Annotated in this window: 21 protein-coding genes; 5 read left to right on the top strand and 16 right to left on the bottom strand. The window is 65.4% G+C overall.

Annotation, left to right across the window (positions count from 1 at the left end):
- Positions 1-108: 108 nt before the first annotated feature.
- The 7 genes from BRAD285_RS23315 to BRAD285_RS23285 all read right to left on the bottom strand — a co-directional run bounded on the left by BRAD285_RS23315 (position 109) and on the right by BRAD285_RS23285 (position 6,625).
- On the bottom strand, positions 109-1,320 hold the full coding sequence (locus BRAD285_RS23315; RefSeq protein ID WP_006610732.1) for a phosphopentomutase: 1,212 nt from the start codon (positions 1,318-1,320) through the stop codon (positions 109-111).
- A complete protein-coding gene (locus BRAD285_RS23310; protein WP_006610733.1) occupies positions 1,308-2,252 on the bottom strand; it encodes a hypothetical protein in 945 nt (314 codons plus the stop codon). Before BRAD285_RS23310 ends, BRAD285_RS23315 begins: the two co-directional genes overlap by 13 nt.
- The gene (locus tag BRAD285_RS23305; protein ID WP_006610734.1) at positions 2,249-3,013 is read right to left on the bottom strand and encodes a TIGR04290 family methyltransferase; all 765 of its coding nucleotides are present in this window, start codon (positions 3,011-3,013) and stop codon (positions 2,249-2,251) included. Before BRAD285_RS23305 ends, BRAD285_RS23310 begins: the two co-directional genes overlap by 4 nt.
- Positions 3,010-3,810 (bottom strand): nucleotidyltransferase family protein, encoded by an 801-nt coding sequence (locus tag BRAD285_RS23300; RefSeq protein WP_006610735.1) that lies wholly within the window; start codon positions 3,808-3,810, stop codon positions 3,010-3,012. The genes BRAD285_RS23305 and BRAD285_RS23300 overlap by 4 nt, the downstream gene beginning before the upstream one ends.
- Before the next feature lies 1 nt (position 3,811).
- The gene (locus BRAD285_RS23295) at positions 3,812-4,912 is read right to left on the bottom strand and encodes a glycosyltransferase (RefSeq protein ID WP_006610736.1); all 1,101 of its coding nucleotides are present in this window, start codon (positions 4,910-4,912) and stop codon (positions 3,812-3,814) included.
- On the bottom strand, positions 4,909-5,436 hold the full coding sequence (locus BRAD285_RS23290) for a histidine phosphatase family protein (protein ID WP_006610737.1): 528 nt from the start codon (positions 5,434-5,436) through the stop codon (positions 4,909-4,911). Before BRAD285_RS23290 ends, BRAD285_RS23295 begins: the two co-directional genes overlap by 4 nt.
- A gap of 79 nt (positions 5,437-5,515) precedes the next feature.
- The gene (locus tag BRAD285_RS23285) at positions 5,516-6,625 is read right to left on the bottom strand and encodes an inositol-3-phosphate synthase (protein WP_006610738.1); all 1,110 of its coding nucleotides are present in this window, start codon (positions 6,623-6,625) and stop codon (positions 5,516-5,518) included.
- 312 nt (positions 6,626-6,937) lie between these two features.
- Here BRAD285_RS23285 and BRAD285_RS23280 point away from each other — a divergent pair, with 312 nt between their 5' ends.
- Entirely contained in the window at positions 6,938-7,213 is a 276-nt protein-coding gene (locus BRAD285_RS23280; RefSeq protein ID WP_006610739.1) for a hypothetical protein, read from the top strand.
- Positions 7,214-8,137: 924 nt separating this feature from the next.
- Here the strand turns inward: BRAD285_RS23280 and BRAD285_RS23270 are convergent.
- Positions 8,138-8,932 carry a Crp/Fnr family transcriptional regulator gene (locus BRAD285_RS23270; RefSeq protein ID WP_006610741.1) on the bottom strand — a complete coding sequence of 265 codons (795 nt, stop codon included), beginning with the start codon at positions 8,930-8,932 and terminating at the stop codon, positions 8,138-8,140.
- A gap of 287 nt (positions 8,933-9,219) precedes the next feature.
- Here BRAD285_RS23270 and BRAD285_RS23265 point away from each other — a divergent pair, with 287 nt between their 5' ends.
- Positions 9,220-10,047 (top strand): cytochrome c, encoded by an 828-nt coding sequence (locus tag BRAD285_RS23265; protein WP_244422126.1) that lies wholly within the window; start codon positions 9,220-9,222, stop codon positions 10,045-10,047.
- Positions 10,048-10,050: 3 nt separating this feature from the next.
- Here BRAD285_RS23265 and BRAD285_RS23260 read toward each other — a convergent pair whose 3' ends face one another.
- The 8 genes from BRAD285_RS23260 to BRAD285_RS23225 are packed head-to-tail and all read right to left on the bottom strand — an operon-like array spanning position 10,051 to position 16,911.
- The gene (locus BRAD285_RS23260) at positions 10,051-10,398 is read right to left on the bottom strand and encodes a cytochrome c family protein (RefSeq protein ID WP_371507726.1); all 348 of its coding nucleotides are present in this window, start codon (positions 10,396-10,398) and stop codon (positions 10,051-10,053) included.
- Between the two features lie 43 nt (positions 10,399-10,441).
- Positions 10,442-11,332: a cytochrome c oxidase assembly protein gene (locus tag BRAD285_RS23255; RefSeq protein WP_006610744.1), complete on the bottom strand. Its 891-nt coding sequence runs from the start codon at positions 11,330-11,332 to the stop codon at positions 10,442-10,444.
- On the bottom strand, positions 11,320-11,655 hold the full coding sequence (locus BRAD285_RS23250) for a hypothetical protein (RefSeq protein WP_006610745.1): 336 nt from the start codon (positions 11,653-11,655) through the stop codon (positions 11,320-11,322). The genes BRAD285_RS23255 and BRAD285_RS23250 overlap by 13 nt, the downstream gene beginning before the upstream one ends.
- Positions 11,652-12,254 (bottom strand): cytochrome c oxidase subunit 3, encoded by a 603-nt coding sequence (locus BRAD285_RS23245; RefSeq protein WP_006610746.1) that lies wholly within the window; start codon positions 12,252-12,254, stop codon positions 11,652-11,654. Before BRAD285_RS23245 ends, BRAD285_RS23250 begins: the two co-directional genes overlap by 4 nt.
- Positions 12,251-14,164, bottom strand: coding sequence for a cytochrome c oxidase subunit I (gene ctaD, locus BRAD285_RS23240; RefSeq protein ID WP_006610747.1), 1,914 nt, complete (start codon positions 14,162-14,164; stop codon positions 12,251-12,253). Before ctaD ends, BRAD285_RS23245 begins: the two co-directional genes overlap by 4 nt.
- Entirely contained in the window at positions 14,161-15,174 is a 1,014-nt protein-coding gene (gene coxB, locus BRAD285_RS23235; RefSeq protein WP_006610748.1) for a cytochrome c oxidase subunit II, read from the bottom strand. Before coxB ends, ctaD begins: the two co-directional genes overlap by 4 nt.
- Positions 15,171-15,731, bottom strand: a complete 561-nt coding sequence (locus BRAD285_RS23230) for a cytochrome c (protein ID WP_006610749.1) — start codon at positions 15,729-15,731, stop codon at positions 15,171-15,173. The genes coxB and BRAD285_RS23230 overlap by 4 nt, the downstream gene beginning before the upstream one ends.
- Before the next feature lie 52 nt (positions 15,732-15,783).
- The gene (locus BRAD285_RS23225) at positions 15,784-16,911 is read right to left on the bottom strand and encodes a DUF305 domain-containing protein (protein ID WP_006610750.1); all 1,128 of its coding nucleotides are present in this window, start codon (positions 16,909-16,911) and stop codon (positions 15,784-15,786) included.
- 165 nt (positions 16,912-17,076) lie between these two features.
- Here BRAD285_RS23225 and BRAD285_RS23220 point away from each other — a divergent pair, with 165 nt between their 5' ends.
- From BRAD285_RS23220 to BRAD285_RS23210, 3 genes are all read left to right on the top strand, one after another.
- A complete protein-coding gene (locus BRAD285_RS23220) occupies positions 17,077-17,862 on the top strand; it encodes an SDR family oxidoreductase (RefSeq protein WP_006610751.1) in 786 nt (261 codons plus the stop codon).
- 107 nt (positions 17,863-17,969) lie between these two features.
- A complete protein-coding gene (locus BRAD285_RS23215) occupies positions 17,970-18,242 on the top strand; it encodes a hypothetical protein (protein WP_006610752.1) in 273 nt (90 codons plus the stop codon).
- Positions 18,243-18,299: 57 nt separating this feature from the next.
- On the top strand, positions 18,300-18,764 hold the full coding sequence (locus BRAD285_RS23210) for a GNAT family N-acetyltransferase (protein WP_050886801.1): 465 nt from the start codon (positions 18,300-18,302) through the stop codon (positions 18,762-18,764).
- Positions 18,765-18,818 lie beyond the last annotated feature (54 nt).

The following is an 18,818-nucleotide window of genomic DNA, read 5'->3' as shown; positions in this document are numbered from 1 at the left end:
TTGGAACGAACTCTCCCGGTGAGAAGCGGCGCAACGAATGTTGGTTCCTAGCGCACGTACAAACAATAATTTCTCTAACCTACATCAATAACGTAGATCAGAGCCGGCTCACCAGAACGGGCAGCCGTGACGCGTCGGCTCCATATCGAGATGCTGCGCCACGGTTGCGCCGATGTCCGCAAAGCTGCTGCGCGCCCCGATCGGTCCGGCGCTGCGGCCATTAGCGATCAGCACGGGAACGCTCTCTCGCGTATGATCGGAGCCGCTCCAGGTCGGATCGCAGCCATGGTCGGCGGTGACGATGAGGAGATCGTCGCTGCGCAAAACGTTCAGCAACTCGGGCAATCGCGCATCGAAGCTTTCGAGCGCACAGGCATAGCCCGCGACATCCCGGCGATGACCGTAGAGTGTATCGAAGTCGACGAAATTGGCGAACAGCAGACCGCCATCCTCGATTGTAGCGAAACCCTCGAGCATGCGCGTGAACAGCGCGTCGTTGCTCTCGCCCTTGAGGTTGCGGCCTGTGCCGCGATGCGCGAAGATGTCGGCGATCTTGCCTATCGTCACGACGTGGCGCCGCTCGGCGGTGGCGATATCGAGGATCGTCGGCTCGGGCGGCGGCACGGCGTAGTCGCGGCGGTTCGCTGTCCGCCTGAAATCGGCGTGGGAACGTCCGACGAAGGGGCGCGCGATGACGCGGCCGATGTTGAAGCGATCGACCAGCGGCCGTGCCGTTTCGCAGAGCTGATAGAGCTGGTCGAGACCGAACGTCTCTTCATGCGCCGCGATCTGGAACACGGAGTCGGCTGACGTGTAGCAGATCGGCCGGCCGGTCTGCATGTGGACCTCGCCCAACGCGGCAATGATCTCGGTCCCGGAGGCGTGGCAATCACCAAGGATGCCGGACAGCCCGGCGGACGCGCATAGCTGTTCAATCAGGTCGGGCGGAAAGGCGGGAACGGTCTTGGGGAAGTAGCCCCAGTCAAACGGAACAGGCACGCCGGCGATTTCCCAGTGGCCCGATGGCGTGTCCTTGCCGCGCGACTGCTCGTGGGCGACGCCGAACGCCGCGCCGGCGCCGGCTCGCTGCTGCAGACCTGGCGGCTTGCGGCCGGTGGCGCGCTCGCAGGCTTCGCCAAGTCCGAGCGCAGCCAGATAGGCGACTTGCAGAGGCCCCTGGCGCTGACCGTTATCCGCGCGGCCGGCGGCACAGGCATCGGCAATGTGGCCGACCGTATCGGCGCCGTCGTCGCCATAGCTGGCCGCATCTGGCGCGCCGCCGATGCCGACCGAGTCCATCACCACGATCAGGGCGCGCATGGCAGCGGCTCCGGCAGCGCGGGCGGCGGAGCCGCCACACCGGTGGTCGCGCAATAGCGCAAGATCATGCCGGCGCAGAAATCGGCGAACTCGTTGACGTCCAGCGGCGGGCTGGTGTGATGGGGAGCGATGCCGCGATGCTCGGGCGTGAAGCAGAACGTCACGGTGACGTCGAACTCCGCCAGCGCCTCCATCTGGCGATCGAACCAGTCGAGCGCGTTGGGGCGGAAACTGTCGGCCCAGGACAGCCCCGTGCGGAGGTGCCGGACGCCGAGCCGGCGCAGCCAGCGCACGGCGTCGTCCAGACGATGATCCTCGAAGTGAAACCATTGGCATAGGCCCATGCCATGGGCATGCTCCGGAAACACCTCCGCGGCCAGCTTCGGCGAACCATCCTCGCGCAACAGGCCCATATGGAAGTGCCGGTAGTAGGATGAGCCTTCCGCCTCCTTGTGCCGCGTCGTGGCTTCCCACGCCGTCGGCAGATCGTAGAGACTATACCAATGAACGCGCGGCGCACGGCCGTTCAGCAGCTCGGCGGTGCGCTGTAATCCCCAGGCCTGCACCTCATCGGCGCCGAACGAGGAGACGCCGACCTCGGTCACCCAGACCGGCACCGAGACCAGCGCTTGGATCTCAGCCAGCTTGGTGGGCCATTCGTCGATCTTCCAGAGATTCCAATCCAGCGGAAAGCCGTGCACCGCGACGGCATCGACATGATCGAGCACGCCGCGCGCCTTCATGTTGTTGATGAAGGCCGGATCGATCGGCGAGATGCCGCCGAGCACGCGCGGCAATGTCGCATGTGCCGAGCGGATGGCCTTGCCGGCGGCGATCGCGGTCTCGGCGAAACGCGCCCAGTCGGGATCGAGCTGCAGGTCCCAATGCGACTTGTTGTTCGGCTCGTTCCAGATCTTCGCCGCCTCGATCATCTCTCACCTCGTGCTGGATAGACCGGCCCGTCCTGCTGCGGTCGCGGCGCCTTGCGGCACAGATAGACCTCCTCCTCGGGATGGGCGAGGATCGCAAAGCCGGCGCTGCGCAGCATGGCTTCGACACAGGCCCGGTTCGGCGCCCACCAATTGGTGGGATCGTCGGCATATTTGTGCTCGATGAAATGCATCTTGGGATAGCCCGGACTGTCGAACGGGCCGGTCGTCCAGAAATCATAGTTACTGGCGATCTCGTCGACGTCAGTCGAGCCGCGCTGCATCGACTGGAACAGCAGCTGATCGCCGACGACGTGCTCGCGAATTAGGTCGAGCGCGAGCAGCGGGTGACGTAGGTGGTAGAGCACGCCCATGAAGATCACGAGATCGAAGGTCTCGCCGAGCTGGCCGACATCATAGGTCGAGAGCTTGCGAAACTCGATGTCGAGACCGTTGACGTCGGCGGCAAAGCGCGCCTGCGCCAGATAGTCGTCGTCGGTATCCAGGCCGAGCACGCGTGCCGCGCCGCGACGCTTCATCTCCATGGCGTAGAAGCCGGCATTGCAGCCGATGTCGAGCACCGACTTGCCCGAGAGGTCGTCCGGAATGATCTCGGCGAAGCGCCGCCATTTCACATTCGGATAGTCGCCCAGAAAGTGCGTCGGCGCGGTCGGCACGCCCTTGAGGTCGAGGTTGTGAAACCACGGCCCGAGCGCATGGACCCGGCGGCGGATCTCGTCGCGCGAGAGCAGATCGCTCGTCATGCCCGGCCTCCGTCAAGCGTGGGAAGTGCGCCGGTCCGGACCGCGGCGCGCACCGTCGGGCGCGGCTCGACGCTGTCCTGGGACGCGGCCAGCAGCGCAATTGCCGTGCGGTAGCCGTTGATGGTGCCGACATCGACATAGGCCTCGCCGGCCTTGACGCCGACGCCGGAGCCGCCGGCAGCGAGATAGCTGTTCACCAGCGTGCCGAAATATTCGTCGCTGCGATTGCGGGCTTGCCATAAGGTGCTGAGATCGTGGAAGCCGCGGGCCGACATGCGGAACGCGCCCCAGATCCAGTTCGACGTGGCGGCGCGCTGCTTGACCTGGATTTCCTTGACGGCGTCGCCGTCGAGCACGACCGCATCGAAGAATTCGGGATGCTCGACCGGAAACAGCAGGAAGGACAGATCGGCATCCGGCAGGCTCGCCAGCGCGCCCTTCGGAAACCACACCGTGTCCGGCAGTCCCACCAGCACGTCCTCGCGCTCGCCAATGACGGTCGAGGCGCGGAAGACGGCGTCGCACAGGCCGGCGGCTTCGGGCTGCACGACATAAGCGAGACGCGCGCTGCCATAGCGGTCGCCGAAATATTCGAGAATGTCCGATTTGCCCGGCGAGATGACGAAGCAGATCTTGTCGGCACCGCCGAGGATCAGCCGCTCGACGAGATACTCCGAAACGGCGCAGGGCCGCTCGGTGCCATTGTCGCTGCGGCTGCCGACTGGGAGCAGCTCCTTGGAAAACGCCAAGGGCTGGATACGGCTGCCGCGACCGGCGGCTGGGACGATGCCCCACATGTCAGGCCTCCTGTGTCGTCAATGCCAGTGCGCGCCGGACTGCCCGTTCCAACAGGCTGATCATCTCGGCCGCGCGCTGCTGAGAGCTATGTTCGTCGAGGGTGCGTTGCTGGGCGCGGGCTGCGATGCGCGCCAGCTCGCCATCGTCACGCGTGAGCGCGGCGAGCGCATCCTGCGCGCGACCAGCCAGGATGATCTCCGCGTCGGGTGTGAAGAACTGCTCGATGCCGTCCCAGCTGTCGCTGAGCAGCGGTACACCGCATGCGGCCGCCTCGAACAGCCGGCCCGACGGGCACCAGCCCATCTCGGCCATCGCGCGCCGGGTCACGTTGAGCGTCAGCCGAGAGGACGCGAAGAAGGCGGCGTGCTCGGCCGGCGGCAGATGGCGCACGAAGTAGATGTTGGACGACCACGGGAAATCCTGCGGATATTGTGCGCCGCCGATCAGGAAGCGCAGGTCTTGGCGCGCGCGGGCAGGGCCGACGAACAGCTCTTCCAGCGTCGCTTGGCGATCAGTCGAGTACGTTCCGAGATAGGACAGCGCAGCCCGGTATTGCGGCTCCGGCGCAACCGGTCGATGCACGTCGGGGTCGACATGACCGTACAGCGGCGCAATCTGGCGCGCGCCCAGCCGATTGCGATATTCCTCGACAAGCCGTGGCCCGCCGGTGAAGCTGAGGACGAGGTCGAAATCGGCAAGCCCGCGCGGACCAATGTAAGAGAGAGTCTCTCCGGCGCGCAGCCGGTCGAGCGTGACCGGCGTGTCCAGATCATAGAACACCTTGAGCCCGCGCGCGCGATCCAGGATCAGCGCGGTGGCCTCATGTCCATCGGGACAATAGGAGGTCAGGACGGCGGCATCCGCGTCGCGTAGCTCGGCGGCGGCGATCGGCATGCAATCCTGCCACGACCGGTAGAGCACCAGCCGTCCGCCTGTGAGCTCCGCCATGTCGCGGTTGTCGGCGTAGTAGGGCACATCCTTCTCGAAGAATACGACGCTGTGTCCGGCGCGGATGAGGTTCTTGCACAGTCCGCGCCACAGCGTGGCGTGACCGTTGCCCCAGGACGACGAGATGGTCAGGCCGAAAATGACGATCTTCACGCCGGCACCTTCTGATTGGCCTGGTGGAGCTTGATGCCGGTGGAATCCGCGACCAGCGTGCTGATACTGGCCGGCGCCACATCGACGGAATGAAACTCGTCGAGTGGAATCCGCGCATAATGCATGATTGCAGCTCGGATCGGCTCGGCATGGCTGACGAGCACGATGCATTCACCGCGGCGCTCGTCGCAGAGGTGGGCGATGTGAGATACGATCCGCTGCTGCACCGCCGCCATGCGCTCTCCATTCGGCGGCGTGCTCGATGCGCGCTTCTCATTCCATTGCCGCCAGATCGGATCGGCCTCGAGCTCCGCAAAGCTGCGGCCGGTCCAGTCGCCGGCATCGAGCTCGTCCAGGGCCGGCGCAATCTCGACGGGAAGCCGGTAGCGGCCAGCGATGATGTCGGCAGTCTGTAGCGCGCGCAGCTGTGGGCTCGACTGGACCAGCGTGGGAGCGGGATCGATCAGCGCGGCGCAGATCTCGACCTCGCGGAGGCCCTGATCGTCGAGCTCGACGCCCGGCATGCGGCCGCAGAGGATGCGGCCGAGCAGGGGATGATGCCCGTGCCGGATCATGTGAAGCTTGGTGGTCATCATCAGGGCTTCAGCCGGCGTCGTCGAGAGGTGCATCGTCGATGAAGGCGCGCGTTCTGCGTCGGGCCTCCTCGTCGGTGAACTGCTGCGGCGGCGATTTCATGAAATAGCTTGAGGGACCGGTCAGCGCGCCGCCAACGCCGCGGTCCATGGCCAGCTTGGCGCAGCGCACGGCGTCGATCACCACGCCTGCGGAATTCGGCGAGTCCCAGACCTCCAGCTTCAGCTCGGCGCTCAATGGCACGCCGCCGAAGGTCGTGCCTTCGAGCCTGATATAAGCGAGCTTGCGGTCGGTCAGCCAGGGCACGTGGTCGCTCGGGCCGACATGGACGTTGTCGGCTTCGAGCGGCACGTCGAACTGGCTGGTGACCGCCTGGGTCTTCGAGATTTTCTTGGAGCTCAACCGCTCCCGCTCCAGCATGTTCTTGAAGTCGGTGTTGCCGCCGACATTGAGCTGATAGGTGCGGTCGAGCCGGACGCCGCGCTCGCGGAACAGATTGGCCAGCATGCGGTGAACGATGGTGGCGCCGACCTGACTCTTGATGTCGTCGCCAACGATGGGCAGGCCCGCCTTCTCGAAGCGCTCGCGCCAGGACGGATCGGAAGCGATGAAGACGGGAATGCAGTTGACGAAGCCACAGCCGGCCTCGATGGCGCGGGCGGCGTAGAACTCCGTTGCCTTTTGCGCGCCGACCGGGAGATAGGAGACGACGATGTCGGTGCGAGAGCGCTTCAGCACATCAGTGACGTCGGCCTCCGGTTCTTCTGAAACCGGAACGTCGTCCTCGAGATAGCGCCCGATGCCGTCGAGTACGGGGCCACGCGCGACCATCACGCCGGCCTTGTCGACGTCGGCAAAACGATAGGTATTGTTCGGCCGGGCCCAGATCGCGTCGGCGACATCGCGGCCGACCTTGTCGGCGTGAACATCGAACGCGGAGGCGATCTCGACGTCGCTGATGTGATAGCCTCCGACTTCCGCATTCATCAGCCCGGGCACAGGCTCGTTGGACTTCGCATGACGGTAGTAGCTGAGGCCCTGGATGAAGGAGCTGGCGCAATTGCCGACCCCCACGACACCGACACGGACACGGCGTCTGTCTTGAAGACGGGAGTGCATCGAGTGTCGTCCTCCGGCGATAGCTACGCGATGTGCCGCGAATGAAACCTAAGTACGTCGGCGAACGTGCCCAGGGTATGTTCGTTCCTGTCAGCAGGACCCTCGCCGGCGCCGCCGCGGTGTTTGATCGAGAAAAGAGCGAAAGAACTGATCTACGTTAGAATCGGCTCACGTTGCCCAGGAACGATCTTCTTCATTGATGAAGAAGCTCAAATCATCGAGCCGTCCGCCGACGAACGATTTGCGCACTCTCGCGTTCTGATGGCAGCAGCGAGGGACAATCAGCCTCGCACGTCTCGTGAGGAGCCCGCCATGAGCGAGAGCGCAACAACCACCGACCATGAGAAGATCCGGAAGTGGGCCGAGGAGCGCGACGGCCGTCCTTCCACCGTCGCGTCCACGGAGGAGAATGGTCACGCAGGAATCCTGCGCATCGACTTCGGCCCCAAGGAGAAATCCCTGGATGAGATCGGCTGGGACGAATTCTTCCGCAAGTTCGATGAGTCCGAGCTGGCGTTCCTGTATCAGGACCGCACCAAGGACGGGAAGATCAGCCGGTTCCACAAGTTCGTCCGCCGCGACGCGTGAGCGCGGCGGGGGGCCATCGCCCGGACGGGAACGATTGGGTCGCGGCGATGCGCGCCCAGGAGTTTGCGAAGGCATGGGCGATCGCCGACTGCAATCTCTCCGCGCTCCAAGAGCGAGGTCCGGCCAAGCACGAGGGGCCGCGTCATCTGCAGAAGATCTGGCGCGGCGAGGACCTCGCCGACCGGACCGTGCTGGTCCGCTGCTATCACGGACTCGGCGATACGATTCAGTTTGCCCGTTTTCTGCCTGCACTGGCGCGCATCGCTCGCGACGTCGTCGTGTGGTGCCAGCCGCCGCTATGCGGATTGATCGGGCGAGTTCCAGGCGTGAGGCGTGTGCTTCCCCTGCATGATGGTGTGCCGGATGTCACGTTCGATGTCGACATCGAGATCATGGAGCTTGCGCATGCGCTGCGCGCGGACCGCAGCGACGTCGGCATGACAGCGCCATATCTCGCTCCCGCAGGGCCTCCGGTTGCGCTGCCGGCACGACAGGGGATTGCCGTCGGATTGGTGTGGCGGGTCGGCAATTGGGATAAGCGGCGCGAGTTGCCGGCCAGCCTCGTTCGAACGCTGGTGAGCCCCGGCGTCGCCGCGTTCTCATTGCAACCCGATCTTCCGGCCGCTGAACTCGCCGAGATCGGTGCCCGCGACGTGAGCTCGTCCGATATCGACGTGCTTGCAAACACGTTGCGTGCGCTTGATCTCGTGATCACCGTCGATACCATGGTGGCTCATCTGGCGGGCGCACTCGGCTGCGAAACCTGGATCATGCTGCACGCCGATTGCGACTGGCGCTGGCCCGCTGGCGCATGCCGAACCTATTGGTATCCGCGGGCGCGGCTGTTTCACCAGCAGTCTCCGGGAGACTGGGCCGGCGTCGTGGCCGAGGTCGGGCAATCGCTTCGTGACCGAGTCGCTGCGATCAGCTCTGCGCCGAGGATTCAAGCGGAGAACCTGCGCCCCGCTGCTCCGTGGCGTGCGACTCCAGCGTCGGCGGCTGGCGCAGCATCAGATAGTCCGGACGAAAGCCGGCTAGCTGGGTCAGCCCGTCCCAATCGGTGACGGTGATCGTCCGGGAATGCCAGTGCAGCAGCTCTCGGCGGCGGAGGTCCTGAATCGTCCGATTGGCGTGCACCGGCGAGATGCCGCAGATCGCTGCGAGATCCGATTGCGTGAACGGCGAGGGGAAACGCAGGTCTCGCCCGAGGCCGACGGCGCGCAGGCGAACGGTTATTTCGCAGATCAGATGCGCAACCCTGCTCAACGAGTCTCGGCTGCCGAGATTGGTCAACCAGGTCCGCAGCGTGGCCGCATCGGCGAGTGTCAGCAGCGAGAGGGCTCGCGCCAGCCGTGCGGAGCGCGCCCGGGCCTCGCGCAAGAAGGCATGCGGCACGAACGCCGCGACGACCGGGCTCAGCGCGTTGAGCTGCGCCGCAACGCGCGGGACGATGATGGTGTAGAGGTCGGGGACGTCGCCTGGAACATAGATTGCCGTGATCTGGCCCGCGCCGGCATCGGTGTCCTTCCAGCAGAGATAGCCCTGCAGAAGCAGGCAGCAGGTCGACGGTTCGTCGCCCTTGCGCCAGACGTCCTCATGCGGGGCGAAGCTGCGGATCGAGCTCGGCATCTGGGCCAGGAGTTCAAGATCGTCGCTCGACAACTCCAGCAGGCTCGTCAGGCGATCCGCCAGCTTCGTGAACGCAAAACCTGCCTGCATCCGGCATCATCCTCATCAGCCGTCGCATTGCCGACGGCCCATTCCAACCTGCAACCCGATTCAACATCGGCAGGTCGAATAGTTCCTATGGTTCCCGTAGCCCGCGCGTGTTCCTCGCATAGGAACATTCGCCGTCGCGATGGCGTTTGCGCTCGCGTCCGTTCTGGGAGTGAAGCGCATTGACGCGGCGATGGAAGCGGCTGTGGATCTGGTTGTCGGCGGCAGCGCTCGGCGCGATCGTGTTGGGCGCGGCTGTAACGTGGTTGATCACCGCGCCGAGGCCTGCGATGTCAGCGGACGCTACCAGCCTCTATGATCAGGCGGGTGATCCCAAGCGTGGTCAGCTGGTGTTCGTCGCCGGTGACTGCTCATCCTGTCACGCCTCACCGGGGCAGTCGGACCGGCTCAAGCTCGGCGGCGGCATCGCGCTGGCCTCGCCCTACGGCACCTTTCGCGCGCCGAACATCTCGAGCGACCCGGTCGACGGAATCGGCGCCTGGACGGTCAAGGATCTCGGCAACGCGCTCCTGAGCGGGATGTCGCCGAACGGCAGCCATTACTATCCGGTGTTTCCCTATGCGAGCTTTGCGCATATGAGCGTGGCCGATGTGGTCGACCTGATGGCCTATCTGCGCACCTTGCCCGCCGTGCATGGGCGGGCGCCGCCGCATGAGCTCGATCCGCTGTTCCAGATCCGCCGCTTCGTCGGCTTCTGGAAACTGCTTTATTTCAGGCCCGGTGAGATCAAGCCGGATCCGGCGCATGACCCGCAATGGAATCGCGGCCGCTATCTGGTCGAAGCGCTTGGGCATTGCGATGAATGCCACTCGTCGCGCGACCTGTTCGGCGGCGTCAAGGACAAGACGCGGTTCGCCGGCGGACAGGATCCCGTCGGCACCGGCTTCTATCCCAACATCACGCCGGCGCGGATCGGGCATTGGTCGCAAGGCGAGATTGCCGAGATGCTGAAAACCGGCAACACGCCGGATCATGGCCGCGTCGGATCGTCGATGGCCGATGTCGTCATCAACACGTCGCAGCTGCCGCAGGACGATCGCGATGCCATCGCGGCCTACATCAAGGCGCTTCCGGCGCGGCCGACACCGAAGCCATGATGCTCAGCGCGAATAGAGGTAGGCCGCGACGTCGCGCGCCTCAGCTTCGGTGATCCCCGTGGCAGGCATTGCGGTGCGCGGCGAGAAGGTTCGCGGCGAGACGATCCATTGCACCAGATTGTCGGCCGAGTTGTTGGCAACGCCGCCGATATAGACGCGCTGGCGCAGGCCGGTCAGCGGCGGTCCGACCTGTCCGTCCGCGCCGGTGATGCCGGCGATGGTATGGCATCCGGCGCAACCATAGCGCCGCATCAGCTCGGGGGCATGGTCTGGATCTCCGCCGGTCATCGCGCGGGCGGTGCGCTCGCTCTGCTGGCGCGACGACCAGGCCATCGCGGCGGGACCGGCCATGGCGGCGAGCACGATGACGACGGCCGCGCCGATCAGCACCGGTCTAGACAGCATGGAGGACATCGGAGGACCTCGCTTTCTTGCTGGATGACTTGATCCACAGCACGATGAGCACGAGCGCTGCCCCGGCATAGATGGTGCCCGCGGGCACCCACATGATCAGCCCGGCCAGTTGCTGGTCCTCGAGCGGCGTCAGTCCCCACGCGGCCGAGCTGGCGGTCTGGGCGCTGTAGAGCACGCGCGGCGCCAGCGCCATCAGCGCGCCGAGCACGCTGGTGTGGAGCATCGTGATCACTACGTGCCACGCCGCGGCGCCCGCCTGGCTCCGGCACAGCACGGCCCACCAGAACAGCACGGCGGAGCCGAAGAAGCTCAGATGCTGCAGCCGGTGCAGCGCGACCTGATCGACGGCCGCGTCGAACAGCAACGGAACGTGCCAGACCCAGATCGCGAGACCGTGGAGCAGGGTGGCGTTGCCGCCGCGCACGAGCCAGGACCATGCGCCGCGCGGCATAGGAAGGTTCAACGTCCGGCCGCTCCATCGCCTGATGCCGCGGGGCAGCGCCCACAGCATCGTTCCGAGCGGCCGGGCTGCAACGATCAACGGCGCAGAGATCGCCATCAGGATCTCGTGCTCGATCATGTGGAAGGTGAAGAGGTGCTCGCCGAGCCAATGCAGCGGCGAGGTCAGCGTCGCGGCGAGCGTGAGCCAGCCGCTCCAGAACGCGCCGGCGCGAACCGAATTGAGGCGATGGACACGGCGCACCAGCCTCACGCTGCCTGCCGCATAGAGCAGGCCGGTGATGAGCAGAGGTGTCACGATCCAGGGATCGAATGTCCAAGATGCGACCTCGCCATCGGCCGCGCCGCCATGCGCCCACGCGGCGCCGCCGGGCGCAAGCAGCATCACCGCAAGGAGGATCAGCGCTCGCATCCGCTCAGCACCAGGGAGGCGATCGCCTGCAGCAGCAATGCGAAAGCGAACATGAGCGCGGTCAGTGCGCTCAATCGTGACGCGAAAGGCAGCGTCCGGTCGGCTTGTGCCGAGGGCTTGCCGTCGAGCCACCATGACAGACCGGCGGCGGCGAGCACCACGACGAGCAGCGCTGCCGAGACGATGGGTGATGGGCTGATCGTGCTGATGCAGTCGGTGGTCGGGAGCATCTCGCCGAGCTGGGTGTTGGCAGCCCATGCAAGCCCGCCGATCACGAGGCCGGCCCAGGCGGTCAACTTTGCCGTGGTTGTTGGTGCCGTCATATCCGCGCCAGCCAATAGATGCAGCCATAGATCGGAAGCCACGCTGCCACGACAAAGTTCCAATACATCGCGTTGTCCTGGACATCGCCATAGCGACGCAGATTGTCGCCGTGCCGCGAGAACATCAGCGCGGTCAGCACCAGCGTGTCGATGAGATCGGTGATGATGTGCGTGGTGTGCAGGCCGAGCAGGGTCCAGACCACCGAGCCATAGGCGTTGCTGTCCCATTTGACGTTGAGCGCTGCAAACTCGAAGACGCGAATGATCAGCGGCACGACGCCGAGCACGGACATCACGACCATGCCGATGCGGACCTTGCGCAGATCCTGGTGCTCGGCCCAGCGCGACAGCATCACGTTAGGTACGACGCTCGCGACCAGCACGACCGTCATCAGCGTGCCCGCCAGCAGATCCGGCGGTCGCGCATTCAGTGGCCAGATCGGCGCGAGGCTCATCAGATAGAGATAGACCGCGATGACCAACGCAAAGCCGGTGCCCTCGATCAGCATGAAGCCGAGCGTGCCCCACCAGGTCACGCTGGCCGGCCCGAGCGCGTGCAGCGGCAGCTTCGACAGGTCGAGGACCACGCGCTCCTTCATGCCTCGTCCTCCGGCGTCCCCTTGGGCCAGAACCAGCAGATCAAGGTGACCGCGATCGGGATCGAGCCCCACACCACGGCCCAAGGCGAGAAGATCGACCAGATCAGCATCGCGCTGGTGGCGATGGCCGTCCACAGCGGCCAGATGCAGTTCTGCGGCGAGGATTCCCGTGCCTGCGGCTCGGCCGTCGTGATGGTCGTGACCAGCACCTCGCGCCGGTCGGTGTGCAGGCCATTGGCGACGTTGAGTGCGCCCGGCTGCTCCCACAGCGGGTTGGCGCTGCTGACGACAGGGATGTGGGCGAAGTTGTAGGACGGCGGCGGCGAGGACGTCGCCCATTCCAATGTCGGCGCGTCCCAGGGATTGTCACCGGCGAGATTGCCGGAGCGGGCGCTCATGACGACGTCGACGAAGAAGACGAGAAAGCCTGCGGCGAGAATGATCGCGCTGGCGCTGGCGAACAGATTGAGCCCGTGCCAGGGCAGGTCGGGCTGGTAGGTGTAGACCCGCCGCGGCATGCCCTCGAGGCCGAGGATGTGCATCGGAAAGAAGGTGGCGTGGAAGCCCGTGAAGATCAGCCAGAAGGCCCAGCGGCCGAGCCGCTCGCTCATCATCCGCCCGGTGAATTTCGGAAACCAGTAGTACACCGCCCCGAGCAGCGGAAACACGGCGCCGCCGATCAGCACGTAGTGGAAATGCGCGACCACAAAGTAAGTGTCGTGCACCTGGGTGTCGAACGGCACGGAAGCGACCATCACGCCGGTGAGGCCGCCGATGACGAAGGTGACGATGAAGCCGATCACGAACAGCAAGGGCGTCTTGAACACCGGCCGGCCGTCCCACAAGGTCGCGATCCAGCAGAAGATCTGGACGCCGGAGGGAATGGCGATCGCCATGCTGGACGCGGTGAAGAAGCTCTCGCCGAGCCGCGGCAGCCCGGTCGTGAACATGTGGTGCACCCACAGCCCGAAGGCGAGGATGCCCGTGCCGATCAGCGCGACCACCAGCGGGAGATAGCCGAACACCGGTCGACGCGAGAACGTCGCGACCAGCGTCGAGACCATGCCGACCGCGGGAATGAAGATGATGTAGACCTCGGGGTGGCCGAAGAACCAGAACAGATGCTGCCACAGCAGCACGTCGCCGCCTTCGGCCGGATTGAAGAAATGCGTGCCGACGAGCCGGTCGAGGATGAGGCTGGTGCTGGCGACCATGATCGCCGGCATGGCCATGATCACGATGAAGGACGTCACCAGCATCGCCCAGACGAACAGCGGGATGCGGTCGAGCGACATGCCGGGTGCGCGCTGCTTGAACACGGTGACGACGATCTCGACCGCGACCGCGAGCGCTGCGACCTCCGTGAAGGTGATCATCTGCGCCCAGATGTCGGCGCGCTTGCCCGGCGCGTATTGCGGCCCCGACAGCGGCACATAGGCGAACCAGCCGACATCAGTTCCCATGTCCAGCGCGAACGAGATCCACAGCACGAGGCCGCCCGCCAGGAACATCCAGTACGAGAACGCATTCAACCGGGGGAACGCGATGTTGCGCGTGCCGACCATCAGCGGCACCAGATACACGCCCATCGCCTCCATCACCGGCACCGCGAACAGGAACATCATGTTCGCGCCATGCATCGTGAAGATCTGATTGTAGCGGTCGGGACCGATCAGCCGCCCTTCGGGGCCCGCGAGCTGCAGCCGCATCAGCATCGCCAGCACGCCGCCGAGCAGCAGAAACACGAAGGCCGTTGTGATGTAGCGGCGGCCGATGATCTTGTGGTCGACAGTTGACAATGCGCCCCACAGCCCGCCCTGGGTTTTCCAGGTCTCCGCGAGCTGGCTGGTGAGCTTGGGACGTTCAAGCTCCCTGTCCAGGATCTGAGCGCGGGTGATCGTGTCAGTCATTTCAGGCTCGCGAGATAGGCCGATACGGCGCGCAGCTCATCGGGCGTCAGCGACACCAGCGGCATGTTGTTGCCGGGCTTGAGCGTCTGCGGATCGGCGATCCAGGCGGCTAGCGCGCCGCGCGAGGTCGGCAGCAGGCCTGCCGCGATGAAAGCGCGGCTGCCGACATGGGTGAGATCGGGACCGCTGGTGCCCGTCGCCTGCGTGCCGCGGATCGCGTGGCAGCCGGCGCAGGGCTTACGCATGAAGGTGTCGCGGCCGGCGGCGATCTCTTCGTCATCATTGGTGCTCGCGGCCGTCGTGCGTTGTGTCGCAATCCATCTCGCAAAATCCTCCGGCGTGTCGGCCATCACGAGAAAGCCCATATGCGCATGCTGCAGGCCGCAGAACTCGGCGCACTGGCCGCGATAGGTGCCCGGCCGGTCGGCCCGGATGGTGATCTCGTTGGTGCGTCCGGGAATGAGGTCCTGCTTGCCGGCGAGGCTCGGCACCCAGAACGAATGGATGACATCGTCGCCCTGCAGCAGCAGGCGCACATTGCGCCCCGTTGGAATGTGAATCTCGTTGGCGCTGACGATGCCTCTCGCCGGATCGGGGGCGAGATATTCGACACTCCACCACCACTGCAATCCGCCGATGCGGATGGTGAGATCGTCCTGCCCGGCGACGCTGATGTTGCGCGTGGTGAAGAAGCTCGCGACGGTGAAGCCGACGATGATGACCGCCGTCAATCCGACGCAGATGCTCACAATCCATCCGATCCGTCGCTCGCGCGGCGCGCGCAGGTCGAGCGGCGCCCGCCACGCCGCGCGGCGTCGCCACAACGCATAGATCATCGCGATCATCACCAACGCCCAGACCACCGAGCACACGGCGACGATCAGGACGATGAGATGCTTGAGACTGATGGCCGATGCGCCGCGGGCGTCGAGCGCCGATTGCCAGTTGCTGCAGCCGCCGAGCAGCAGCAGCGACAGCATCGCCAGCGCTGGTCCGATGCGGCGCGTCACGGCTGGGGTCCCTGGTCGGGATGAACAGGCGTCGGTCCTTCGTTGAAGAGGATCGCCGCCGGCGCGCGGTTCTCCGCCGGCCGCGTCTGCTTGTCGTCATTGCGCGACGGCGCGGCGGTCCTTGCCGAATAGGCGCCGATGGTCTGCACATAACCCGCGAGCTGCCAGATCTGCTCGGTCGTCATCTTGTCCTTGAACGCCGGCATGCCGTGCGGCCGGCCATCGCGGATCGAGGCGAAGATCGAGACCGTCTCCGGTCCGTAGTACCACCAGCCGTCGAGGAAAGATGGACCGATGCCGCCCTGGCCGTCGCCATGACACGCCTTGCAGCCGAACCAGGTGTAGAGCCGCTTGCCCTGGCTCAGATCGTAGGCGTTGGTCTCATAGGGCTGATCGAGCGCGAAATAGATCTGCGGCGGCGCGCCGCCGATCTTGTTCGGCATCAGGGCAATCTTGTCCAGCGCGGCGGCCGACGCGGGGTCGAGCCGCAGCTGCCGTTCCTCTCGCTGACATCCGCACAGCGTCACGATGCAGACTAAACTCACGACGATCCGCATGGTGAGATCCATCAAAAACGGAACGTACAATCCTTCGCCGGGGGATCGGTTCCTATCGGGTTCCGGCGTCTGCCCGGTTGACGTTGTCGGCGAACATGTTGGGCACCGCCTGCCGCACCGCATCGAGGCCTGAGACCTTGTTCATGAGGGCGATCTCGCCCTGCTGCTGATGCCGGATGGCGTGCGCCATGATGCGCAGGCGCATGTCGCCGCGACCCTGCCATTCACGGTCCGCCATTCGCACCGCGCCGGCGTGGTGCAGGCTCATCAGGCGCACGAAGGTCGCATCGAACTGATCCGGTTTCGCGTTGCTGATCTCGTCAAGCTGTGCGTCACTGAGATAGCCGGGCATCTCGCCGAGCTCCTGTGTCGAGCAGGCCGGCATCGCCGTGTCGAACCAGCTCTGCCACCACGCATCGAAAATGCGGTTCTCCCCCTCCTGGCTTGCGACCATCAGGCGCGCCAGCGCCTTGAGCTCAGGATCCTGTGCTCTGTCAGCGCCGAGCCGCGCCAGCGTGATGCCCTGCCGATGATGCGCGCTCATGTGGCGCATGTAGTCCTGATCGCCGGCGCGATCTGTCCCCATCCACGGCAGCTGATGACCGAGCGTGCCCAGCGCTGCGACGCTGCCGAGCACCGCAACGATAGCGACGCCGCCGACCGCCCAGGCTCTGGCGACATTGACGTCGCTGGTGTGCGGCGCCGTCGCAAACGGAAAGCGCAGCCAGACGAACAACGGGTACATCACGGCCGAGGAGGCGTGCACCAAGAGGCCGATCCAATAAGGCTGCTGCAGCGTGAAGATCGGCTGAAAGAACGGAAACAGCGGCACCAGTACGAACCACTCCGACGCCGACGTGAACACCGCCCAGGGCAGCGCCACCGCGAGAATGGCGAGTGGCCGCAAATCTGCCGTCCAGCGCCCGAACAGTCCGAAGAACACCAGCGCCCAGGAGAAATCGGCCCATTGATGGAACGCGATGCCGCCGATGATCGCTCCCCAGGACGGCTCCGCCCCGATGATGCCGTCGCGCAGCGGGATCGCCGCGACCGTCATCCAGTCCACCGCGGCGTCGCGGCCGAGCTGGGCTGCTGCAAGCTGGCTGACGATGGTCGAGAAGGTGCTGCTGACCAGGCCGAGCTTGGCGGCGGCGATCCAGTTCGAATGAGCAGGCGGCATGAGCGGAGGAGCACCTTGGGTTAGAATGAGATCGCGCCTCCAAGCGAAGAGAGGTTCATTGGTTCCATTCACGCGGATGCGCGCGGCGCCCGTCTTTTCAGGAACGATCAGCACCCGCTGCGATTGGCCGAGATCACCAGCTCACGCGCACTCCAGGAGTTTCCCATGGCATCATCGGGCCAATTCGCAATCGTCACCGGCGCATCGACCGGCATCGGCCTCGAACTGGCGCGCTGCTGCGCCGACGAAGGCTTCGATCTCTTGATCGCCGCCGACGAGCCGGAGATCGAGCAGGCGGCTGCGTCACTGCGTGCCGACGGCGCCAAGGTCGAAGCGGTGCAGGCCGACCTCTCGACCAGCGAAGGTGTCGAGAAGCTGTATGCGGCCGCCAAGGGCCGTCCCGTCGATGCGCTGCTGGCCAATGCCGGCCGTGGTCTCGGCCATGCCTTTCTCGATCAGGATCTCGCGGACATCCGCCGGCTCATCGACACCAACGTCATGGGCACGGTGGAGCTGATCCACAAGGTCGGCAACCAGATGCGCGGCCGCAATGCCGGGCGCATCCTCATCACCGGATCGATCGCGGGCTTCACGCCCGGCAGCTTCCAGGCCGTCTACAACGCCAGCAAGTCCTTCCTCAATTCGTTCTCCTTCGCGCTGCGCGAGGAGCTGAAGGACACCAAAGTCACCGTCACGTGCCTGATGCCAGGGGCCACCGAGACCGAGTTCTTCCGCCGGGCCGACATGATGGACACCAAGGTCGGCACCGAGAAGAAGGACGATGCCGGCGATGTGGCGCGGCAGGGCTTTCAGGCGATGATGGACGGCGAGAGCGACGTCGTGACGGGCATGAAGAACAAGCTGCAGACCACGGTGGCCAATGTGATGCCGGCGGAGACACTGGCCAAGCAGCATCGCAAGATGGCCGAACCGGGCACCGCGAAACAATAGAAGCTCGCGGTATCCTTCCGCAACTTGCGGCCTTGCGCCATCGACATTGCCCGGCTTTCGCCGCCCTGATAGTTTCTCGCCGAACAGGGTCGAGCGAATGGCGAGCGATGACTGAGCAGGATAAGGCCGAGCAGGTCGTGACCGCGTTGCGATCGGCGCAAGCTGCGGCGCCGGACGCTGCCTTGCAGATGCTGAACGGCCTCATGGGCCTGGTGCGTAGCCCGAGCGATGCGCAGCCATTGGAGACCGAGGAGGCGCGCTCCTCCGCCTTCATGTCGATCTGCGAGGTTGGCAAGGCGCTGCATCGGGGGCAGCCGACCGAGGCGCTGTGGCCGGCGGCGGTCTCGGCCAGCGAACGTTGGCTGAGGCTCGCCAGATGAGTGACGCGCAAGGTGGGTGACCTCCGGTCGGCTTCCGGCGGTCTCGTTTGGCGGGCAATGGCGATCGGCGATCTCGCGATGGTCGACGCGATCGCGGCGCGCGTACACCCGGATTTCCCTGAGGATGCCGCCGTCTTCGCCGAGCGCCTGCTTCTGTATCCGGACGGTTGCCACGTGTTGGCGGCGGCAGCCGACAGTGTCGGCTACCTGATCAGTCATCCCTGGTGCGGTAGACCGCCATCGTTGAACAGCCTCATCAGGCGCATTCCTCCCGAGGCCAACACCTACTACGTCCACGACCTCGCCTTGCTGCCTTCCGCCCGCGGGAGCGGAGCCGCTGCAACTATCGTGGAACAGCTCGTCGAACAGGCGCGGCGGCTTCAGCTCGCCTCGGTGTCGCTCGTCGCCGTCAATGGCTCGGTGCCGTTCTGGGAGAAGCAGGGTTTTGTCGTCGTCGCGCAAGATCATGATGCGACGGGCTACGGCGAGGATGCCCGCCGGATGGTTCGTCACCTCGCCTGAGCCGCCGCGATCGATTGCCAAGTCGCTGACATGCAAACGGCCCGGTCATAGACC

The organism is Bradyrhizobium sp. ORS 285, from assembly GCF_900176205.1.
Lineage (GTDB): Bacteria > Pseudomonadota > Alphaproteobacteria > Rhizobiales > Xanthobacteraceae > Bradyrhizobium.
This window is presented reverse-complemented; position numbering and strand designations above follow the sequence as displayed.